Origin of the sequence: Streptomyces sp. NPDC096013 (assembly GCF_044763565.1) — a bacterium.
GTDB lineage: Bacteria > Actinomycetota > Actinomycetes > Streptomycetales > Streptomycetaceae > Streptomyces.
In genome coordinates, this window is the sequence record NZ_JBIWGK010000008.1 from 354,852 (window position 1) to 375,197 (window position 20,346).

Annotated in this window: 19 protein-coding genes; 13 read left to right on the forward strand and 6 right to left on the reverse strand. The window is 71.5% G+C overall.

Annotated features, from left to right (window positions below; genetic code table 11):
* Nucleotides 1-34: 34 nt before the first annotated feature.
* Together ACIRB1_RS27350 and ligA are read right to left on the reverse strand one after the other, a co-directional pair.
* Nucleotides 35-583 carry a hypothetical protein gene (locus ACIRB1_RS27350; protein WP_352179176.1) on the reverse strand — a complete coding sequence of 183 codons (549 nt, stop codon included), beginning with the start codon at nucleotides 581-583 and terminating at the stop codon, nucleotides 35-37.
* A 421-nt stretch (nucleotides 584-1,004) separates the two neighbouring features.
* Nucleotides 1,005-3,098 carry an NAD-dependent DNA ligase LigA gene (ligA, locus tag ACIRB1_RS27355; protein WP_403467330.1) on the reverse strand — a complete coding sequence of 698 codons (2,094 nt, stop codon included), beginning with the start codon at nucleotides 3,096-3,098 and terminating at the stop codon, nucleotides 1,005-1,007.
* Nucleotides 3,099-3,504: 406 nt separating this feature from the next.
* Here ligA and ACIRB1_RS27360 point away from each other — a divergent pair, with 406 nt between their 5' ends.
* The 4 genes from ACIRB1_RS27360 (at nucleotide 3,505) to ACIRB1_RS27375 (ending at nucleotide 9,680) form a co-directional block, all read left to right on the forward strand.
* Entirely contained in the window at nucleotides 3,505-5,001 is a 1,497-nt protein-coding gene (locus tag ACIRB1_RS27360; RefSeq protein ID WP_403467331.1) for an MDR family MFS transporter, read from the forward strand.
* 176 nt (nucleotides 5,002-5,177) lie between these two features.
* Nucleotides 5,178-6,326: an FAD-dependent oxidoreductase gene (locus ACIRB1_RS27365; RefSeq protein ID WP_403467332.1), complete on the forward strand. Its 1,149-nt coding sequence runs from the start codon at nucleotides 5,178-5,180 to the stop codon at nucleotides 6,324-6,326.
* 226 nt (nucleotides 6,327-6,552) lie between these two features.
* Nucleotides 6,553-8,196: a protein kinase gene (locus tag ACIRB1_RS27370; protein ID WP_403467333.1), complete on the forward strand. Its 1,644-nt coding sequence runs from the start codon at nucleotides 6,553-6,555 to the stop codon at nucleotides 8,194-8,196.
* 176 nt (nucleotides 8,197-8,372) lie between these two features.
* On the forward strand, nucleotides 8,373-9,680 hold the full coding sequence (locus ACIRB1_RS27375) for a lanthionine synthetase LanC family protein (protein ID WP_403467334.1): 1,308 nt from the start codon (nucleotides 8,373-8,375) through the stop codon (nucleotides 9,678-9,680).
* Between the two features lie 171 nt (nucleotides 9,681-9,851).
* On the opposite strand, the gene ACIRB1_RS27380 is transcribed toward ACIRB1_RS27375, so the two are convergent.
* The 4 genes from ACIRB1_RS27380 to paaI all read right to left on the reverse strand — a co-directional run bounded on the left by ACIRB1_RS27380 (nucleotide 9,852) and on the right by paaI (nucleotide 13,246).
* Nucleotides 9,852-10,640 carry an SAM-dependent methyltransferase gene (locus ACIRB1_RS27380; RefSeq protein ID WP_403467335.1) on the reverse strand — a complete coding sequence of 263 codons (789 nt, stop codon included), beginning with the start codon at nucleotides 10,638-10,640 and terminating at the stop codon, nucleotides 9,852-9,854.
* 107 nt (nucleotides 10,641-10,747) lie between these two features.
* Nucleotides 10,748-11,410: a TetR/AcrR family transcriptional regulator gene (locus tag ACIRB1_RS27385; RefSeq protein ID WP_403467336.1), complete on the reverse strand. Its 663-nt coding sequence runs from the start codon at nucleotides 11,408-11,410 to the stop codon at nucleotides 10,748-10,750.
* A 43-nt stretch (nucleotides 11,411-11,453) separates the two neighbouring features.
* Nucleotides 11,454-12,818, reverse strand: coding sequence for a phenylacetate--CoA ligase PaaK (gene paaK, locus ACIRB1_RS27390; RefSeq protein WP_403467337.1), 1,365 nt, complete (start codon nucleotides 12,816-12,818; stop codon nucleotides 11,454-11,456).
* Nucleotides 12,815-13,246: a hydroxyphenylacetyl-CoA thioesterase PaaI gene (paaI, locus tag ACIRB1_RS27395; RefSeq protein ID WP_352179614.1), complete on the reverse strand. Its 432-nt coding sequence runs from the start codon at nucleotides 13,244-13,246 to the stop codon at nucleotides 12,815-12,817. The genes paaK and paaI overlap by 4 nt, the downstream gene beginning before the upstream one ends.
* A gap of 95 nt (nucleotides 13,247-13,341) precedes the next feature.
* Between paaI and ACIRB1_RS27400 the strand changes: the two genes are divergently transcribed.
* The 9 genes from ACIRB1_RS27400 to paaE all read left to right on the forward strand — a co-directional run bounded on the left by ACIRB1_RS27400 (nucleotide 13,342) and on the right by paaE (nucleotide 20,241).
* A complete protein-coding gene (locus tag ACIRB1_RS27400; RefSeq protein ID WP_403467338.1) occupies nucleotides 13,342-14,547 on the forward strand; it encodes a thiolase family protein in 1,206 nt (401 codons plus the stop codon).
* Nucleotides 14,544-15,323, forward strand: a complete 780-nt coding sequence (locus ACIRB1_RS27405) for an enoyl-CoA hydratase/isomerase family protein (RefSeq protein WP_403467339.1) — start codon at nucleotides 14,544-14,546, stop codon at nucleotides 15,321-15,323. Before ACIRB1_RS27400 ends, ACIRB1_RS27405 begins: the two co-directional genes overlap by 4 nt.
* A complete protein-coding gene (locus ACIRB1_RS27410; protein ID WP_352179166.1) occupies nucleotides 15,320-16,186 on the forward strand; it encodes a 3-hydroxyacyl-CoA dehydrogenase family protein in 867 nt (288 codons plus the stop codon). The genes ACIRB1_RS27405 and ACIRB1_RS27410 overlap by 4 nt, the downstream gene beginning before the upstream one ends.
* Entirely contained in the window at nucleotides 16,177-16,335 is a 159-nt protein-coding gene (locus tag ACIRB1_RS27415; RefSeq protein WP_403467340.1) for a hypothetical protein, read from the forward strand. The genes ACIRB1_RS27410 and ACIRB1_RS27415 overlap by 10 nt, the downstream gene beginning before the upstream one ends.
* Nucleotides 16,336-16,426: 91 nt before the next feature.
* Nucleotides 16,427-17,419 carry a 1,2-phenylacetyl-CoA epoxidase subunit PaaA gene (paaA, locus tag ACIRB1_RS27420; RefSeq protein ID WP_403467341.1) on the forward strand — a complete coding sequence of 331 codons (993 nt, stop codon included), beginning with the start codon at nucleotides 16,427-16,429 and terminating at the stop codon, nucleotides 17,417-17,419.
* On the forward strand, nucleotides 17,416-17,700 hold the full coding sequence (paaB, locus tag ACIRB1_RS27425) for a 1,2-phenylacetyl-CoA epoxidase subunit PaaB (RefSeq protein ID WP_019075091.1): 285 nt from the start codon (nucleotides 17,416-17,418) through the stop codon (nucleotides 17,698-17,700). Before paaA ends, paaB begins: the two co-directional genes overlap by 4 nt.
* A 9-nt stretch (nucleotides 17,701-17,709) precedes the next feature.
* Complete coding sequence (paaC, locus tag ACIRB1_RS27430; protein ID WP_403467342.1) at nucleotides 17,710-18,546, forward strand: 1,2-phenylacetyl-CoA epoxidase subunit PaaC; 837 nt, start codon at nucleotides 17,710-17,712, stop codon at nucleotides 18,544-18,546.
* Entirely contained in the window at nucleotides 18,540-19,046 is a 507-nt protein-coding gene (gene paaD, locus ACIRB1_RS27435) for a 1,2-phenylacetyl-CoA epoxidase subunit PaaD (RefSeq protein WP_403467343.1), read from the forward strand. The genes paaC and paaD overlap by 7 nt, the downstream gene beginning before the upstream one ends.
* A 91-nt stretch (nucleotides 19,047-19,137) precedes the next feature.
* Entirely contained in the window at nucleotides 19,138-20,241 is a 1,104-nt protein-coding gene (paaE, locus tag ACIRB1_RS27440; RefSeq protein WP_403467344.1) for a 1,2-phenylacetyl-CoA epoxidase subunit PaaE, read from the forward strand.
* The last annotated feature ends 105 nt before the right edge of the window (nucleotides 20,242-20,346 follow it).

Below are 20,346 nucleotides of genomic sequence, written 5' to 3' on the forward strand. Positions count from 1 at the left end.
GCCAGCCTTCTGGTTCCCGCTGGCCCGGCGCTGCTCAGAAAGCGAACGCCTCCGTCAGCCGCAGCGTGTAGCCGTCCTCTTCCATCAGGACGACCGTGACGCCGAACGGGGAGGGGTGGTCCAGTTCGAGGGGCGTGAAGGAGTAGTCGACCGCAGCCTGGACGGGCGCAGGGAGGGTGCCGCCGGGCTGGGGAGCCGAGGCCGGTTGCCAGAGGGGTTCGGCCGACGACGCGTCCTCGGTGTAGGGGAACTGGTGGAGCGTGTGGCCGTCCTTCGTGGCGTGCACCATGTTGAGGCAGGGCGACGGGCCGTCGGCGGGCAGTTCGCAGGCGGTGGCGACGTCGTGGGTCTCCCAGGCGAGGACGATCTCGTCGGCGCTCGCCGCTGCCGCGATGTTGGAGAGCGACGCGATCGCGGTGAGCGCGTCCTCGGCGTTCTTCGCGGGGCGCTGCCAGATCAGGCCGACCAACTGGCCGCGTACCAGCGGCATGATGACCGGGCGGGGTACGGCGCCCTCGCTGAGACCCGCGACGTACGCGCTCTTCATCGACTCCGTCAGCGCGTCGAACGTACGCGTGTCCATGAACTCCCCATCCGCAGCGGCTGTGTGGGGGTCCATTCTGCCCTCGGCGCGGAGTGCCGGAAGCCGCCCTTGGGCGTGAAAGAGGCCCCGGCTGGACGGGGGAGACCAGCCGGGGCCGTAAGTGGTGACAGCGGAGGGCGGTCGCCTCTCGGCGAGTGGCTCCATGGGGCTTCAGCCGAACGATCGTCCCCATGGGCTATAGGTGAGGCCCGGGGACACTGTCCCCTCCGCAGCCACGTAAGCAAGAACGGGCGACCGCCGCCCATTGTTCCCACCGACATCCGCCCGACGGGTGTGAGCTGCGGAACACTCGCTGCCGGAACCTCCCTGCGGAACAACCGCCGTGCCGGAGACCCCCGAGTCGCCCCCCACAGACCACCCCTCACAGAACACCCCGCCCAGAACCCCCGTACGCACCACCTCAGTCGACGTACTCCGCGACCAGGCTCGCGAATTCGTCCGGTGAGGCGAGTCGGACCCCGAGGCTCTCCGCCTTGGCCCGTTTCGACCCCGCGTTCTCCCCGGCCACGACCAGCGTCGTCTTCTTGGAGACGCTCGACGAGGAACGACCACCCGCGCGCTCGATGAGTTCGTTCATCTGGTTGCGGCTGAGCTTCTCCAGGGGGCCGGTCATCGCGCCGGTGACGACCACGGTCATCCCGGCCAGCGGTCCGGCGTCGGTCGGGTCGGCGGCCTCCGGGGCCTCGGCTGCGGCGTCGTCCGTCGTGGGCGCGGGCGGGGTCGCGCCCGGCTCGGTCATGTTGACGCCGGCGGCGGCGAGTTTGTCGATGAGCGGGGCGAGGTCGGCCAGCTCGGCGACGATCGAGGGGGCCTTCTCCGTGCCGATGCCGTCGACCCGCTGCATCGCCTCCGCGTCGGCGGCGCGGAGGGTGTCCATGGTCGCGAAGTACCGGGCGATACGGCGGGACATGGAGCGCCCGGTGCCGCGCACCCCGAGCGCGCACAGCACCCGGGAGAGCGGCTGGCCCTTGGCCGCGGTGATCGCGGCGAGGAGGTTGTCGGTGCTGGTCTCGCCCATCCTCTCCAGGCCCAGGAGCTGTTCACGGGTGAGGGCGAACAGGTCGGCGAGATCGCTGACCAGTCCGGCGTCGACGAGCTGGACGACGCGGGTGTGGCCCAGGCCCTCGATGTCGAGCTGGTCGCGGCCGGCGGCGTAGGACAGAGCGGCGACCAGGTGGCAGTTGCGGCCCTGTTCGCAGCGCCAGCGCAGTTCGCTGGTGTCGATGCCGGAGCCGCAGCGTGGGCACACCTCGGGGAACACGATGGGCTGTTCCTCGCCGGTGCGCAGATGCGCGACCGGGGCCTCGATGCGGGGGATCACGTCACCGGCGCGATGGACCATGACGTGGTCGCCCAGGCGCAGGTCGCGGCGGGTGATGTCACCGGGGTTGTGGAGCGTGGCGTAGGTGATGGTGGCACCGTCGATCTCGACCGGCTCCAGGACGGCGCGCGGGGCGATGATGCCGGTGCGGCCCACGTTCCACTCGACCTCCAGCAGCCGGGTGATCTTCTCCACGGCGGGCAGTTTGTACGCGATGGCCCAGCGCGGGGCCCGCGACCCCGACCCGGCGGCCTGCTGGTCGGCGGCGAGGTCGGCCTTGATGACGATCCCGTCGATCCCGAACGGCAGTTGGGCCCGCAGCGCGGCGATCTCCTGGACCCGGGTCAGCACCTGCTCGACCGTGTCGGCGGTGATGCCGGGCACGTCGGTGGTGGCGGTGGTGTTGACGCCGTAGGCGGCGGCCTGGGTCATGAGGTCGCTGTGGGCGCTCTCGACCAGCCGCGCCGCGAGTGCGGGCTCGGTGTCGGGTAGGGGCAGCAGGCCGTAGCCGAAGAACGTCATCGGCACCGTGTAGGCGCGCTCCTTGGCGCGCAGGGTGCCCGCGGAGGCGCCGCGCGGGTTGGCGAAGGGCTGGCCGCCGTGTGCGGTGCGGACCTCGTTGCCGTGCTCGAACTGGGCCGTGGTCATGAGGACTTCGCCGCGCACCTCCACCGTGACCGGCTCTGCCAGCTCCTGCGGCAGGCCCTCGATGGTGCCGATCGCGTGGCTGACGTCCTCCCCGGCCGTGCCGTCGCCGCGCGTGACGAGGCGGGTGAGGCGGCCCCGGGTGTAGCGGGCGGCGATCGCGAGGCCGTCGAGTTTCGGCTCCACACTGAACCGCGTGACCTCGTGGTCGATTCTTCGGGCCAGCGAGGCGGTCCAGGTGGTGAACTCCTCCGGCGAGAACACGTTGTCCAGGCTCAGCATCGCGACCGTGTGCGGGACGTCGCCCTCGACCGCGCCACCGGCGACCTTCCCGGTGGGGGAGTCGGGCAGCACCTGCTCGGGATGCTCGGTCTCCCACGCGGCGATGCCGCGCACCAGCCGGTCGTAGGAGTCGTCGTCCAGGGCGGAGGAACCGCTGGCGTAGTAGGCGGCCGACGCCTTCACCGCGTCCTCGACCGCCTGCGCGTAGGCGGCGGCATCCACGATCACAGCTGCAGGAGTTGTCATGACTCACATCCTGCCTGCCACCACTGACAACGCGCCTGACGTGCGACTTTCCGCCCCCGCCGACCCGTCCTCGAAGCCCGGAGAACGTTTCCTGCGGGGCGTACGAGTCGGCGGCGAAGTCGACGTCCGCCTGGAGGCGCTCATTCGGTCACCTCTCCTCGCCCGTCGGGTCGCCCTGCCGTGCCGTCCCGTCCCTGCCCCGCTATGTCACCCCGCGGGGTTCATCCCACTTGCATCGCTCCGTTTGTTGCTCGACTCATAAAGTTGTCTCGTTGCACTTTCGCATCCAGTCTGCTTTTGTGGAGTCGGAAGGGTCACCGGGAGCGGAGCCGCGCCCCGGCCTGTCACCCCCGTCTCCCTTGTCCTCCCAGTTGTCCTCCCGCTTCCTGAATTGAGGTGGTCAGCCATGTCTGTCCCCCCTTCCGCAGCCGCCCCGGGCGCGACCGATCCGCGGGTTCGCTGGACGTTGCTCGGCGTGATGCTCGCGATGCTGCTGGCGATGCTCGACAACAACGTGGTGGGTACCGCGATGCCGACGATCGTCCGCGACCTCGGGGGCCTCGCCCACATCTCCTGGGTGGTGACCGCGTACGCCCTCACCACCGCCATCTCCACCCCGATCTGGGGCAAGTCCGGCGACCTGTACGGACGCAAGCGCCTCTTCCTCGCCTCGATCGTGGTGTTCCTCGTCGCGTCGGCGCTGGCCGGAACGGCCCAGTCCATGGGGCAGTTGATCGGTTTCCGGGCCCTCCAGGGCGTGGGCGCCGGTGGGCTCGGTGCCGGGGCCTTCGCCCTGATCGCCTCTCTGGTCCCGCCGCGCGAACGCGGCCGATACCAGGGCATGACCGCCACCCTCATGGCCATCGGCACCGTCGGCGGCCCGCTGCTCGGCGGTGTGATCACCGGTCATCTGGGCTGGCGTTGGGCCTTCTACGTCAACATTCCGCTCGGCCTGGTCGCCCTGGTCTGGGTGCAGGTGATGCTGCACCTGCCCGCGACCCGGGTCCGGGCCCGCGTCGACCTGGCAGGCATCGCGTTGATGACCGTGGCCATCGGTTCCCTTGTCCTGGCGGCGACTTGGGCGGGAACCACCTACGCCTGGGGCTCCTGGCAGGTGCTGGCGGCCTTCGCGGTGTTCTTCGCCGCGACGGCCGCGTTCATCGCCGTCCAACGCCGGGCGCCCGAACCGGTGTTGCCCCCGCGCGTCTTCACCGAGCAGCGCAACTTCCCGCTCGCCATGGGGCTGTTGCTCGTGGCCGGTGTGGTGATGTTCGGCTGCTCCCTGTACATGCCGCTGTTCCAGCAGACCGTGCAGGGCGCCTCGGCCACCAACTCCGGTCTGTTGTTGCTGCCGTTGATGATCCCGGTGGCGCTGGTGGCCACCGTCGCCGGCAAGGTCATGTCCGCCACCGGCCGGTACAAGATCTTCCCCGTCACCGGCACGGCCTGCCTGACCGCCGGGGCCGCGCTGCTGGCCACGATGGACACGTCGACTCCACGCGTGCTGACCAGCGTCTACCTGGTCCTCGTCGGGATCGGGCTGGGCTTCACGCTCCAGATGTCGACCACCATCGCGCAGAACAGCGTCGAGATGCGGGACATGGGCGCGGCCTCCGCCGCCACCAACCTCGCCCGCACGCTGGGCGGTTCACTCGGCGTCGCCGTCTTCGGCTCCCTGCTCACGGCCGCCACCGGGCACGCCCCGACCGGCGAGAGCGGCTCCACGGCCACCGCCTACCGGCATGCCGTGGCCACCGGTACCAGCCACATCTTCCTCACCATGGCCATCGTCTGCGCCGTGGGCTTCCTGATCGCGCTGGCCGTCAAGGAAGTTCCCCTGCGCGGGAAGTCCGCGACGGTTCCGGCGCAGGGCGTAACCGCGGCCGCGGCGGCCGACAACTGACCTGTGGCAGCGGCTGGTTGGCGTAGCAAGCCGCCAACTTGCCAGCTGTGAAGGGTGACCGACCAGTACCCGACCACCACCACGCCGGCCACCGCGCTCACGCGGCGACGCCGAACACCCCGACGCCGGACACCCCTAAGCCACGCACTCCCCCACCACACCCAAGGAGAACCACCATGAACAGCACCTCCACCCCTACCCCTATCGCCGTCATCGGCGCCGGCCCCGGCGGCCTCACCTGCGCCCGCGTCCTCCAACTCCACGGCATCGACGTCACCGTCTACGACGCGGACGCCTCCGCGACCGCACGTGATCAGGGCGGCACCCTCGACATGCAGCCCGACACCGGCCAACACGCCCTGCGGGCAGCCGAGTTGTGGGAAGAGTTCGCGAACCTTGCCCGGCCCGAGGGCGAGCAGATGCGGCTGGTCGCCCGGGACGGCGGGATCGTGTTCGACAGCGCACCGCCGGAGGACGGCCGGGGCAACCCCGAGATCGACCGCGGTCAGTTGCGCGCGATGCTGCTCAACTCCCTTGCCCCGCACACCATCCGCTGGGGGCACAAGCTGGAGCGCGCGGAATCGATCGGCGACGGCCGGCACCGTCTCCACTTCGCCCACGGCGACAGCGTCGAGGCCGACCTCGTCATCGGTGCCGACGGCGCCTGGTCCCGGGTGCGGCGGCTGCTGTCCGAGGCCGTGCCCGTCTACACCGGCGTGACGTTTGTCGAGACCGGCCTTGAGGACGCCGACGCCCGCCATCCGGAACTCGCCGAACTCGCGGGCAACGGCACGATGATGGCCCTCGACGACAACCTCGGAATCGTCGCGCAGCGCAACAGCGGCGGCCACATCCGGGTCTACGCCGGGATGCGCGTCCCCGAGGACTGGCATGCCCTGACCGGCGTCGACCTCGCAGACGCCGTCGCCGTACGCGAAGCACTGCTGGCCCGTTTCGCCGGCTGGAGCCCGGCGTTGCGCCGCTTCCTCACCGACACGGACTCCGGGTACGTCAACCGTCCCCTGTACGCCCTCCCGGTCCCGCACACCTGGGAGCACACCCCCGGTGTCACCCTGCTCGGCGACGCGGCGCACCTGATGTCCCCGTTCTCCGGCATGGGTGCCAACCTCGCCATGCGTGACGGCGCGGACCTCGCCCGGGCCCTCGCCGACCACCACGGCGTCGACGAGGCGGTCACCGCGTACGAGAAGATCCTGCTGCCCCGCTCCGTCGAGGCGGCGGAGGGCGCCGCCGAGGGGATCGCCAGTGCCTTCGCGCCCGACAGCGCCGAACAGGCCCGCGCCCATATGACGAGCCATCACTGACCTGACCTGACCCGTGCCCGCACGGCTGGGACCTGCGGGCTGAGTGTGACCCATGCGTCCGGTGAGTAGTGGCTGTCTGTTACCTCTACTATGTCGGGGTCCGGTCCGGGTGTGTCGTCCGAGGACTGGTGTCGCACCCCGATCGGCCAACGGGGTTGGAGCCAAGCCGAGTTGACCTCACGGTGGATCTGGTGACTGTCGGTTCCACTCAAGGAGGACATGTCCCGTGCTTGCGCTCGATGGCTCCGACCCATCGCACATAGGCCGCTACCGTCTGGTCGGCAGACTCGGCGAGGGCGGTATGGGGAGGGTGTACCTCGCGCGGTCGCCGGGTGGCCGTCCCGCCGCCGTCAAGGTGATCAACGATCACCTCCGCCACGACGAACACGCGCTCAGCAGGTTCCGCCGCGAGGTGGAGACCCTGGCCACGGTCCGCAGCGCGTACACCGCGTCGCTGATCGACGCGGAGCTGGACACACCGCCGTACTGGCTCGCCACCGAGTACGTGCCGGGGCCGACGCTGCACGCCGCGGTCGTGACCCATGGACCGCTCCCCGCCGACCTGGCCCGGGTCATGCTGGCCGCGCTGGCCGAGGGCCTGGACGCCATCCACGTCCGGGGCGTGTGGCACCGGGACCTCAAGCCGCTCAACGTCATCCTCTCCGCCACCGGCCCGCAGCTGATCGACTTCGGCATCGCCAAGGACACCGGCGCCTCCAACCTCACCCAGGTCGGCGGCGCGATGGGCAGTCCCGGGTACATCGCCCCCGAGACGATCACGGGCGGTGAGACCGGTCCGGGTGCGGACGTGTTCGCCCTCGGGGCCACCCTGGCGTTCGCCGTGACGGGCCGACCGCCGTACGGGGACGGGCCGTTCGCGGCCGTGACCTACCGTTCGGTGCACGGCGAGATCGACCTCCAGGGCGTGGACCCGGGCGTCGCCGAGCTGATCGCGGCCTGTGTGCAGAGCGATCCCGCCCTGCGGCCCACTCCCCACCGCATCGTCGAACTCTGCCGGGCCGAGGCCGACCTGGTCCACCACCCCGCCTACCAACGGGCCCTGGCCGTAGGCTCGTTGGCGGACCGGGAGCGTGCAGCGACCGTCGTCGACAGCTCCGGCGCCATGCCCGCCGTCGCCTCGGACGCGGTGACGGCCTTCGCTCCGCACACCGCTGCCGGCGCCCGCGAGGGCCACGGCGTCACCCTGCTCGCGCCGGACGCGGGAAACCTCACCGCCGCGTGGCCGCACGAGGCAGGCGCCCCGGGTCTGCACCCGGAAACGCGACCGGACGGGGGAGGTGCCCCAAGTGGCCGTCGGTGGCTGTGGGTTGGCGTCGGCGCGGCCTCGCTGGTCGTCGCGGGATCCTCCGCGATCTTCCTGTCCCACGCCTTCGACGACGGCAAGGAAACCGCCTCCCCGCATGTCACCCCGTCCGTCAGCGCGGGCCGCGCCGCCCAGGTGTCGGCCGCCCCGTCCGACAGCGGAGCGACGGCGTCACCGTCTCCCTCCCCCTCGGACACGGGCAGCACGCACCAGCCCGACGCGGTGGTGGTGAAGCCCCCCTTCACGTTCGACGTCGGCAAGGTCATCGAGACCGTACGCTCGAAACTGATCATGCAGCCGGACGGCAACCTCGTGCTCTACGACGCAGCCGGAACGGCGCATTGGGCGAGCCAGACCCAGGGCGAGGGCAACACGGCCGTGTTCCAGGAGGACGGCAACCTCGTGGTCTACGACGCCCGGCAGCAGCCGCTGTGGAGCAGCAACACACAGGGCGCCACCGGCGCCGTGCTCAAGATCCTGGAGAACGGCAACATGGTCATCGCGACCGACGCCCAGGTCCTCTGGCAGACGAACACCGCCGGTTAAGGGCGTGGACGGTGCCGGGCCGACGAGGTGAACTCGGCTGAGAGATCAGCCGAGTCGGCGACGGACCGGCACCGCCCGGATCACCCGCATCACCGCGGTCGTGGTGCGGCGGCGGAAGATCCAACGGCGGTCGGCAGCCCCTGGGCGGCTCCGGAAGATCATGCGAGAGTGGGCGCATGACGGCACCGGAAGCCACGGCCGTGGCAGTGGACGAGGTCGAGAAGGTCACGACGGACGGGCTGCGCTGGCTGATCGGAGCGGCGCGGGAAACCCCCGGAGGCGGCCTCGCCTGGACGACGAGGCCCTCGGACGACGAACTCAACCCCATGCTCTACAGCGGCACCGCCGGGAACATCCCCGTGCTCCTGGAGGCGTGGCGGCACTTCGACGACGACTCCTACGCCGACGCGGCCCTGCGCGCGGGCCGCGCTCTCGCGGACGCCGTCGACGGCATCGACGGCGACTCCCTCTACTTCGGCCGCACCGGAATGGCCCTCGTCCTGCGCACCCTGCACGAGGAACTCGGCGACCCGGCCGCCGGTGCCGCCGCCGACCGTGCGCTGGACCTCGTGCGGTCACGCTTCGACGGAACCCGCTGGGGCGAGCTGTTCGAGCTGATGGGCGGCAACGCGGGGATCGGCCTCGGCGCACTCCTGGCAGGCGACCCCGACCTGGCCGTCCTCGCCGTGGAGCCGTACCTGCGGACGGCGGAGCCGACTCCGGCGGGCGTCCACTGGCCCCACCGCACGGGCGTCGAAGCGCGGCTGCACCACATCTCGCACGGCACACTCGGCATCGTCGTAGGCCTGGCCCGGGTCGGTGCCGCCACCGGCCGTGCGGACCTGGTCGACCTGGCCCTTGCCGGTGCCGCGGACGTCGTGGCACGCGACGAGGCCGGGCCCGAAGGTTTCCTGGTCCGGCACTCCACCCCGCAGTACCGCCCCGATGTCGTCGAGCCGCTCAGCTACGGCTGGTGCCACGGCCCGGCCGGTGACGCCCAGGTCTTCCGGCTGCTGCGGGACATCACGGCCGACCCCGCCTGGTCCGCCCTCGCCGACCGCTGCTGGCACACGGTCACCCACTCCGGCCTGCCCGAGCGGCTGCGCCCCGGCTTCTGGGACAACAACGGCCGCTGCTGCGGCACGGCGGGCGTCCTCGCCCTGGCCTGCGACCGGTTCGCCGAACAGCGGGAACAGGGGGAACAGGGGGAGCCGCAGGACTCGTACGACTTCGCCTGCGTCCTCGCCACGGACCTCGTCACCCGTGCGATCCGTGACGGCGACGGCGCCCGCTGGTCCAACGTCGAACACCGGGCCACCCCGAGCGACCTCGAACCGTGCATGGGGTGGGCGATGGGCAACGCGGGCATCGTCCGCGAGCTACTGCGCTTCGTACGGCTCAGCAGGGGCGGCGATGCCCGCTACGCGTTCGCGTGGCCGGACCAGCCTCAGGTGCGGGCACGGGCCACGCCCCGCAGCAGCTAGGGCCGGTCTGACAATTCCCGTCTGCCGCGCGACGCCATGCACGCACTCTCGCCGCACCGGGCGCGTACCCACGTACAACCAGTACGAGGGTCCACGCCCGGCACGCCGAGAGCACGCACCTGCCGCCGCGCGGCCGCCCTGCGGGCGGCGACGGGAATTGTCAGACAGGCTCTAGCGGATCCGCGCCACTCCCGCGTAGATCCCGCTGCCCTCGGCGGCCGCCTCCGGCGTCGGAGGGTTCCACTCCGTCGCCGTCACCAGGCCCGGCGGCACCAGGTCGAGGCCGGCGAAGAAGCGCTCGACCTCGGGGCGGGTGCGGAAGCCCAGCTTGATGCCACCCTTGGCGTACTCGGCGGTGACCTGCTCGGCGAGTTCCGGGTACAGGTCGGACGCGGCGTGCGACAGGACCAGGTAGCTGCCCGACGGCAGGGTGGCGACGAGGTCGCGGACGATGGCGTGGGCGTCCTGCTCGTCCGGGATGAAGTGCATCAGCGCGATCAGCGACAGGGCGATCGGGCGGCTGAAGTCCAGTATGTGGCGGGCGTGTTCGACGATCCGCTCCGGCTGGCGCACATCGGCCTGGATGTAGTCGGTGACCCCGTCGGCGTGGCTGATCAGCAGCGCCTCGGCGTGCCGCAGGACGATCGGGTCGTTGTCCGTGTAGACGACCTTCGCCGTCGGCACGGTCCGCTGGACGATCTGGTGCAGGTTGGGCTCGGTGGGGATGCCCGTGCCGATGTCCAGGAACTGGTCGATGCCCTGGCCGGCGAGCCAGGTCGCCGCGCGGTGCATGAACTCGCGGTTCTGCCGGGCCGCGTCCCTGGCCTCGGGCGGCAGCTTCTCGCCGACGGCCTCGTCGACCGGGTAGTTGTCCTTGCCGCCGAGCAGCCAGTCGTAGACCCGGGCGGGATGCGCCTTGCCGGTGTCGATCTGAGGTGACGGCTGGGGGTCGGACGTCATGGCAACTCCATCGCGCCGGGTGAACGGATCGGGCCGAACTCCCGATCATCGTACTCGCGCCTGGCGGGTGTTCCGTGCCGGAGAGGAGGTGTTCCCAGGGCCGCGGATCAGGCCGCCGGGCGGCCGTGCAGACCGTCGAAAAGGATGGTCGTCAGGGCGTCGGCCAGTGTCTGCACGGTCAGGTCGCGCTCGGGGCGGTACCACTCCACAAGGGAGTTGACGGTGCCGAACAGCAGCCGGCTCGCGAGATGCGGGTCGATGTCCGCCCGTATACCGCCCTCGGCCGCCGCCCGCGCCATCAACTCGGCCACCCGGTGGTCGAATTCACGGCGCCGGGCCAGCGCCCGCTGCTCCACCTCGCTGTTGCCGTGCAGCCGCAACAGCAGCGTGACGTAGGGCAGTTCGGCCGCGAGCACCTCGACGCTGCGATGCACGACGCGCTTCATGCGGGCGGTCGCCGTGGGGCCCGAACTCCCGTTGCCCGCAGCTCCGTCGACGCCGTCCCGGGGTCCGGCCTCCTCCTCGTCGAGTACGGCGAACAGGGCGTCCAGGGCGCGGTTGACGGCGAGTTCGAGGAGTTCCTCCTTGCCGGACACGTGGTGGTAGATGCTCGACTTGCTGAGGCCCAGCCGCCTGGCCAGTTCCTCCATGCCGGTGCCGTCGTAGCCGCGCTCGTTGAAGACCACGACGGCGACCTCCAGCAGCGAGTCGCGGTCGTAGGCGGGACGGCCGTGACGGCCGGCCGGGCTCTGCACAGGTGTCCTGGTCACTGGGCCATTGTGACAAGGCCGGCGACCGGCGCGGTCACGGATGTCACTGCTCCCGCAGATCCTTGATCCGGCGGATCTTGCCGACCGAGCGCTCCAGGGTCTCCGGATCGACGATCTCGACATCCACGGTCACCCCCACGCCGTCCTTCACGCCCCTGCCGATCGCCGCCGCAGCGGCGGCGCGCTGGTCGGGGCCCGTGCCGGGGCGGGCCTCGGCGCGGACCGTCATGTGGTCCATGCGGCCGCGTCGGCTGAGCTGGATCGTGAAGTGCGGGGCGACGGCCGGGGTGCGGAGCAGGATCTCCTCGATCTGGCTGGGGAAGACGTTCACCCCGCGCAGGATGATCATGTCGTCGCAGCGGCCGGTGATCTTCTCGATACGGCGGAAGGCCGGGCGGGCGGTGCCGGGGAGGAGCCGGGTGAGGTCGCGGGTGCGGTAGCGGATGATCGGCAGCGCCTCCTTGGTGAGGGAGGTGAAGGTCAGCTCGCCGCTGTCGCCGTCGGGCAGCGCCTCGCCGGTGATCGGGTCGACGATCTCCGGCAGGAAGTGGTCCTCCCACACGTGCAGGCCGTCCTTGGTCTCCACGCACTCCTGCGCGACACCGGGGCCGATGACCTCGGACAGGCCGTAGATGTCGACCGCGTGGATGTCCATGCGCTCCTCGATCTCGCGGCGCATCTCCTCCGTCCACGGCTCGGCGCCGAAGATGCCCACCTTGAGGGAGCTGGTGCGCGGGTCGACGCCCTGGCGCTCGAACTCGTCGAGGAGGGTGAGCAGGTAGGACGGGGTGACCATGATGATCTCGGGCTTGAAGTCCTGGATGATCTGCACCTGGCGGGCGGTCATGCCGCCGGACGCGGGGATCACGGTGCAGCCCGCGCGCTCGGCGCCGTAGTGCGCGCCCAGACCGCCGGTGAACAGGCCGTAGCCGTACGAGATGTGGATCTTGTGGCCGGGTCGCCCGCCGGCCGCGCGGATCGAGCGGGCGACGACGTCCGACCACATGGAGAGGTCGTTCTCCGTGTAGCCGACGACGGTGGGGCGGCCGGTGGTGCCGCTGGAGGCGTGCACACGGCGGACCTGGTCCATGGGGACGGCGAACATGCCGAAGGGGTACGTGTCCCGCAGATCGGCCTTGGTGGTGAAGGGGAACCGGGCCAGGTCCTCCAGGGTGCGGCAGTCGGCGGGTGTGACACCGGCCTCGTCGAACTTGGTGCGGTACAGCTCCACGTTGTCGTACGCGTGCCTCAACGTCGCCCGGAGCAGGCCGAGTTGATGCTCGCGCAGCTCCTCGCGGGTCAGCCGCTCGGCGGCGTCCAGCAACCCGTCGGGGAGCGGCTCCCCGAGACGCCGACTCGCGGGCGGCGAAGCAGGTGGGGCCGCCGGGGCTGTCAGGTCGCTGCTCATGGAGACTCCTTCGTCTTCGCGCTGTTGATCATGCGGCTGCGTCCGCGGAACTCCGCGATCACCTGGTCGCCGCGCAGCACGCTCACGTCGTAGATGCCGCTGCGGCCGAACCGGGTGCGCTCCCTCGCGGTCGCCACCAGGACGTCCCCCTCGTGCGCCGGGGCGACGAAGTCGATGTCCGCCGCGGCGGCCACGGTCACCGGGCCGTGGCTGTTGCAGGCACAGGCGAAGGCGCTGTCGGCGAACAGGAACAGATAGCCGCCGTGGGCGGTCCTGTGGCCGTTGACCATGGCCGGAGTCACGGTCATACGGAGCACGGCGGTCCCTTCGCCGTGCTCGACGAGCTCGATGCCGAGAGCCCGGGACGCCTCGTCCGCGGCGAACATCTTCTCCGTCGGACCGGAAGCCGTGTTCATGGCCTGCGTCATCATTCCACCACCTTGTGGACCGACCGAACATTCGGTTAGCGTGCGCCACGGCCAAGTAATCCAGCAACGCCACTGCCTGTCAAGAGGTGGAACGCATGCCCCAGACCAGCTCCGAGCTGTCCTCCGACGAGGTCTATCTGATCGACGGGGCCCGCACCCCGCAGGGCCGCTACGGCGGCGCCCTCGCCTCCGTACGGCCCGACGACCTCGCCGCCCTGGTCGTCGGCGAGGCCGTCCGCCGCGCCGGAATCCCGGCCGAGCAGGTCGACGAGGTGATCCTCGGCGCCGCCAACCAGGCAGGAGAGGACAACCGCGACGTGGCCCGCATGGCCGTCCTGCTCGCCGGACTGCCGCACACCGTGCCCGGCTACACCGTCAACCGGCTCTGCGCCTCCGGCCTGACCGCCGTGGCCTCCGCCGCCCAGGCGATCCGCGCCGGAGAGGCCGACCTCGTCGTCGCGGGCGGCGTGGAGTCCATGACCCGCGCCCCCTGGGTGATGGCCAAGCCCGGCACCCCGTGGGCCAAGCCGGGAGAGGTGCACGACACCTCGCTCGGCTGGCGCTTCACCAATCCGCGCTTCGCCGCCCAGCAGACCCTGTCGATGGGCGAGACCGCCGAGGAGGTCGCCGCGCTCGACGGAATCACCCGCGCCGAGTCCGACGCGTTCGCCCTGCGCAGCCATCAACGGGCCGTCGCCGCCCAGGAGTCGGGCCGCTTCGACCGCGAGATCGTGCCGGTCGCCGTCAAGGACGGCGAGGTCACCCGCGACGAGGGGCCCCGCCCCGGCACCACGCTGGAGAAGCTCGGCTCCCTGCGCACCATCTTCCGCGACGGCGGCATCGTCACCGCCGGTTCCTCCTCACCGCTGTCCGACGGCGCCGCCGCCCTGGTCGTCGCGAGCGGCGCGGCCGTCCGACGCCACGGGCTCACCCCGCGGGCCCGGATCGTCACCGCGGCCTCGGCCGGGGTGCAGCCGCACATCATGGGCCTCGGCCCGGTCCCCGCCACCGAGAAGGCTCTCGACCGCGCCGGTTGGGAGACCGGTGACCTGGACGCCGTAGAACTCAACGAGGCCTTCGCCGCGCAGGCCCTCGCCGTCATGCGCCGACTGAAGCTCGACGAGGAGAAGGTCAACGCCGACGGAGGCGCCATCGCGCTCGGCCATCCCCTCGGATGCTCCGGCGCCCGCATCCTGCTCACCCTGCTGGGCAGGCTGGAGCGCGAGAACGGCAGCCGGGGGCTGGCCACGCTGTGCGTCGGTGTCGGACAGGGCGTCGCGATGCTCGTGGAGCGGGTATGAGCGCCCCCACCGAGACCGGCCCCTACGAGACCCTCCTCGTCGAGGAGCGCGAGGACCGTGTCGTCGTCACCCTCCACCGCCCCGACTCCCGCAACGCCATCAGCGGCCGGATGATCCGCGAACTGCACGCCGTCTGCGAGCAGTTGGAGGAGCACCCCAAGCTGCTGCTGCTCACCGGACACGGCGGTGTCTTCGCGGGCGGGGCCGACATCGCCGAGCTGCTGGCACGCGGCCGGGACGAGGCCCTGCGGGGCATCAACAGCCGCCTCTTCGAGCGTGTGCGCAGGCTGCCGATGCCGACCCTCGCCGCCGTGGACGGCTGGGCGCTCGGCGGCGGCGCGGAACTGTCGTACGCCTGCGACCTCCGGATCGCCGGACCGGACGCCGTCTTCGGCAACCCCGAGCCGGGCCTCGGCATCCTCGCCGCGGCCGGTGCCTGCTGGCGGCTGCCCGAACTGGTGGGGGAGTCCATCGCCAAGCAGGTGCTGCTCGCCGGACGGAACCTCGACGCGACGGCGGCACTCGCGGCCGGGCTGGTCATCGACGTCGTACCGGCGGACAAGCTGCTCGACGAGGCGCACGCGCTGCTCGACCGCATGGCCCGTTCGTCGGCCACGGCCCTGAGGCTCACCAAGCTCGTCGTCGACTCGCCCGGCGCGCACCCGGTCGCCGACGACCTCGCCCAGGCCGTGCTTTTCGAGGGGCAGGACAAGCGGGACCGCATGACGCGCTTCCTGGACAAGAGGGGCCTGGAGAAGAGGAGCAGTCGATCATGAGCCCAACACCCCACTCCGCACCGGCAGTTGTCGGTGTGATCGGCGGCGGCCGGATGGGCGCCGGGATCGCGCAGTCCTTCGCGGTCGCCGGTTCGTCCGTCACCGTCGTGGAGAGCGGCGAGACGGCCTCGGCTGCCGCGTACGACCGGGTCGCCACCGGCCTCAAGCGGGCCGCCGAGCGCGGGCTGCTGAGCGAACCCGCCGAGCAGATCCTCGCCCGCGTCGCCATGGCGGACTCGGTCGGGCAACTGCCCGCCGACGCCGACCTCGTCGTCGAGGCCGTCCCCGAGGACGCCGGGCTCAAGGCCCGCGTGCTGACCGCGGCCGAGCGGGCGGTGGGCGCGACGACCGTGCTCGCCACCAACACCAGCTCCCTGTCGGTCACCGAACTCGCCGCCGCGCTCACCCGTCCCGGCCGCTTCCTCGGCATGCACTTCTTCAACCCGGTGCCCGCCTCGGCCCTGGTCGAGATCGTCGTCGCGCCGTCCACCGAGCCGGCCGCTGTCACCGCCGCCCTCGACTGGACCCACGCACTCGGCAAGAAGGACGTCACCGTCAAGGACTCGCCCGGGTTCGCCAGCAGCCGCCTCGGGCTGGCGCTCGGCCTGGAGGCGATCCGCATGGTCGAGGAGGGCGTCGCCGAGCCGGCGGCCATCGACGACGCGATGAGCCTCGGCTACAAGCACCCCATGGGCCCGCTGCGCCTGACCGACCTGGTCGGCCTCGACGTACGCCTGGCCATCGCCGAGTACCTGCACTCCACCCTCGGCGAGCGCTTCGCCCCGCCTCAGCTCCTGCGCGACAAGGTCGCCCGCGGCGAACTGGGCCGCAAGACGGGACAGGGGTTCTACACATGGGAGTGACCGAGACCTCGTACGGCGTCGGCCACCGACTCGCCGCCGTGCCGGAGCGGGAGGCGGCGGCGCGGATGCGGCCCGGGGCGACGCGGGACCACCGGGCGGTCGTGGCGGCGTTTGCGGCGTGGGCCGAGCCGTCGTCCGAGGGGCGCTGAGCAGCCATTCGCCCGGGAGGTCTTGCCTCGCCGGGGGAAACCCATCAGACTAGGTACCGAACGAATGGTCGGTAGGGAAGTTGGTGTGTCGATGACCAGCACAGGCACGGAGGCGTCAGCCGCCGGCTGGGACGAAACGCGGCTCGCGGAGCAGTTCGACGCCACGATCGCGAAGGACCAGCGGATCGAGCCCCGCGACTGGATGCCCGACGGCTATCGCAAGACCCTGATCCGGCAGATCGCGCAGCACGCGCACTCGGAGATCATCGGGATGCAGCCCGAGGGCGACTGGATCACCCGCGCGCCCTCCCTGCGCCGCAAGGCGATCCTCTTCGCGAAGGTGCAGGACGAGGCCGGACACGGACTGTATCTGTACTCGGCCGCGGAGACCCTGGGCGCGGACCGCGCGGAGCTGACCGACGCGCTGATCGAGGGCCGCCAGAAGTACTCGTCGATCTTCAACTACCCGACGCCGACGTTCGCCGACGTCGGCGTGATCGGCTGGTTCGTGGACGGCGCGGCGATCTGCAACCAGGTGCCGCTGTGCCGTTGCTCGTACGGGCCGTACGCGCGGGCCATGGTGCGGGTCTGCAAGGAGGAGTCCTTCCACCAGCGCCAGGGTTACGAGCTGCTGCTCACGATGACGCGCGGCACGGAAGCCCAGCGGGCCATGGTCCAGGACGCGGTGGACCGTTGGTGGTGGCCGTCTTTGATGATGTTCGGGCCGCCCGACGACGACTCGCCCAACTCGGCGCGCTCCATGGCCTGGAAGATCAAGCGGCACAGCAACGACGAACTGCGTCAGCGCTTCGTCGACATGACGGTCCCGCAGGCGGAGAAGCTCGGAGTCACCCTGCCCGACCCGGAGTTGAGGTGGAACGAGGAGCGGGGCCACCACGACTTCGGCACCCCCGACTGGTCCGAGTTGCAGCGAGTGATCAGCGGCGACGGACCGCGCAACGCCGAGCGGGTCTCCCGCCGCCGGGCCGCCCACGAGGAGGGCGCCTGGGTCCGGGAGGCGGCCACCGCCCACGCGGCCAAGCAGGCCGCTCGTACACAGAAGACCGAAGGAGCGGCGGCATGACGCAGGACTGGCCCCTGTACGAGGTGTTCGTCCGCGGCAAGCGCGGCCTGAACCACGTCCACGTCGGCTCGCTGCACGCCGCCGACGACGCCATGGCTCTCACCCACGCCCGCGACCTCTACACGCGGCGCAACGAGGGCGTGTCGATCTGGGTCGTGCGCTCCGAGCACATCGCGGCCTCGACCCGCGACGAGAAGGACCCCTTCTTCGCGCCGAGCGCCGACAAGGTGTACCGCCACCCCACGTTCTACGACATCCCCGACGACGTCCCCCACATCTAGGAGCAGGGAATGAGTGACGACCACGTCTATCTGTCCCTGGCCGAGGGGCACGACGACAGCGACGCCCGCTGGGCGTTCGGCACCGGCTTCGAGGACCCGCTGCACGGCGTCGACCAGACCGTCCCGGACGGGACCGACGCCGCCCAACTGGCCGCGTTCTGCCTGGCACTTGGCGACGACGCCCTTGTCAGCGCCCAGCGGCTGGCCCAATGGTGCACTGCCGCACCGGAGTTGGAGGAGGAGGTGGCCCTCGCCAACATCGGGCTCGACCTCCTCGGCCAGACCCGCCTGCTCTACGCCCGCGCCGGCCAGGTCGACGGCACCGGACGCGACGAGGACGCCTACGCCTACTTCCGCGACGCCGACGCCTTCCGCAACGTACGGCTGGCCGAACTCCCCAACGGGGACTTCGCGTTCTCCATCACGCGGCTCCTGGTGCTGTCCGCCTGGCGGCTCGCCCTCTTCGAGCGGCTCGCCGGCACCACCTCGGACCCGGTGCTCGCGGCCATCGCCGCCAAGGGCGTCAAGGAGCTGGCGTACCACCGCCAGTACGCCGCCGAATGGGCCGTCCGGCTCGGCGACGGCACCGAGGAGTCGCGGCGGCGGATGCGGGACGCGCTGACCGCCGTGGCCCCGTACGTCGACGAACTCTTCGCGGGAGACGCCGAGTTGAGGACCGAGGTGCTGGGCGTGCTCCGCCAGGTCGCCGACGCCGCCGGGCTCGACCTCCCCGACGCGGCACCGGTCCCCGGACACGGGCGCGACGGCGACCACACCGACCACCTGGCCCCGCTGCTGGCCGAACTCCAGAGCGTGGCCCGCGCCCACCCGGAGGCGACATGGTGACCACCCTGCTCGACGCGCGGCGCGCCCGGGACATCGCCGCACAGGTCCCCGACCCCGAGATGCCCATGCTCACGCTGGCCGACCTCGGCGTCCTGCGCGACGTCGAGGTCGGCGCGGACGGGACGGTCGTAGCGAGCCTCACACCGACGTACTCGGGCTGCCCCGCCATGGCCGAGATGCGTGCCGAGGTCGCCACGCGGCTGCGGGACGCGGGGTACCCGCGCGTGGAGATCCGTACGGTCCTGACCCCGCCCTGGAGCAGCGACTGGATCACCCCGGCCGGCCGCGCCAGGCTCGCCGAACACGGCATCGCACCGCCCGGTGCCGCCCCTCGGGGGCCGGTCCGGCTCACGCTGTCACCGACCCGCCGTACGGTGTCGTGTCCGCGCTGCGGCTCGGCCGACACCGAGGAGACCTCGCGCTTCGCCGCGACCTCCTGCAAAGCCCTGTGGCGGTGCCGCGCCTGCCGCGAGCCGTTCGAGTACCTCAAGGAGATCTGATGGCGAGCCCCCGGCAGCCGCTCGCGGACAGCCCCTCACACCCGCTCGCGGTGAGTGCCCAACTCCCGCCCGTGGAAAGGACGGTGGACCAGTGACCGCCCCGGCCCCCACCACCCCCGCCCGTCCGGCGCGCCGCCGCCCGGTCTTCCACGCCCTGCGGGTCGCCGTCGTCGAGCCGCTGTGCGAGGACGCCGCCGCCATCGGCTTCGACATCCCCGAGCACCTCGCCGAGGAGTTCGCGTACCGGCCCGGCCAGTCGCTCACCCTCCGCCGCGAGGTCGAGGGCCGCGACGAGCGCCGCTCGTACTCCATCTGCTCCCCGGCCGGAGCACACCCGCGCATCGGCGTACGGGTCGTCCCCGGCGGCCTGTTCTCTTCCTGGCTGGTCAACGACGTACGCCCTGGAGACACCGTCGAGGTGATGGCCCCCACCGGCGCCTTCACCCCCGACCTGACCCTCCCCGGCCACCACGTCCTGATCGCCGCGGGCTCCGGCATCACCCCGATGCTCTCCATCGCGGAATCCGTCCTCGCCGCCGACACCCGCTCCCGCGTCACGCTCTTCTACGGCAACCGGCGCAGCGCCACCGTGATGTTCGCCGACGAACTGGCCGACCTGAAGGACCTGTACCCCGGCCGTTTCCAGCTGGCGCACATCCTGTCCCGCGAACCGCGCGAGGCCGAGATCCTCTCCGGGCGCCTCGACGCCGACCGGCTCAGCGCGCTCGTGGACGCCCTCGTCGACGTGGACACCGCCGACCACTGGTGGCTCTGCGGCCCGCACGGCATGGTCCGCGACGCCCAACAGGTCCTCACCGGCCTCGGCGTCCCCGCCGACCGCGTCCACCAGGAGCTGTTCTACGCCGACGACGAGCCCGTCCGGCCGAACCGTCACGTCGACGCGGCCTACGACGGTCCGGTCAGCCAGGTCACCGTCACCCTCGACGGCCGCACCACCAACTCCGCGCTCCCCAGGGACACTTCGATCCTCGACGGCGCCCAGAAGACCCGCCCCGACCTGCCCTTCGCCTGCAAGGGCGGCGTCTGCGGCACCTGCCGCGCGCTGGTCACCGAGGGCACCGCGGACATGCGGCGCAACTACGCCCTCGAACCCGCGGAGGTCGACGCCGGTTACGTCCTGACCTGCCAGACCTTTCCCGTGTCCGACACCCTCGCCGTCGACTACGACAGCTGAGGCAGGGAACCCGCCGAGGAGGCGACGCGGAGCTTCGTCGAAGAGAGCCCGGGCAGGGCCGGGTTCAGGTGATGCGGGTGACGTGAAGCGCGGGCCGGAAGTGAA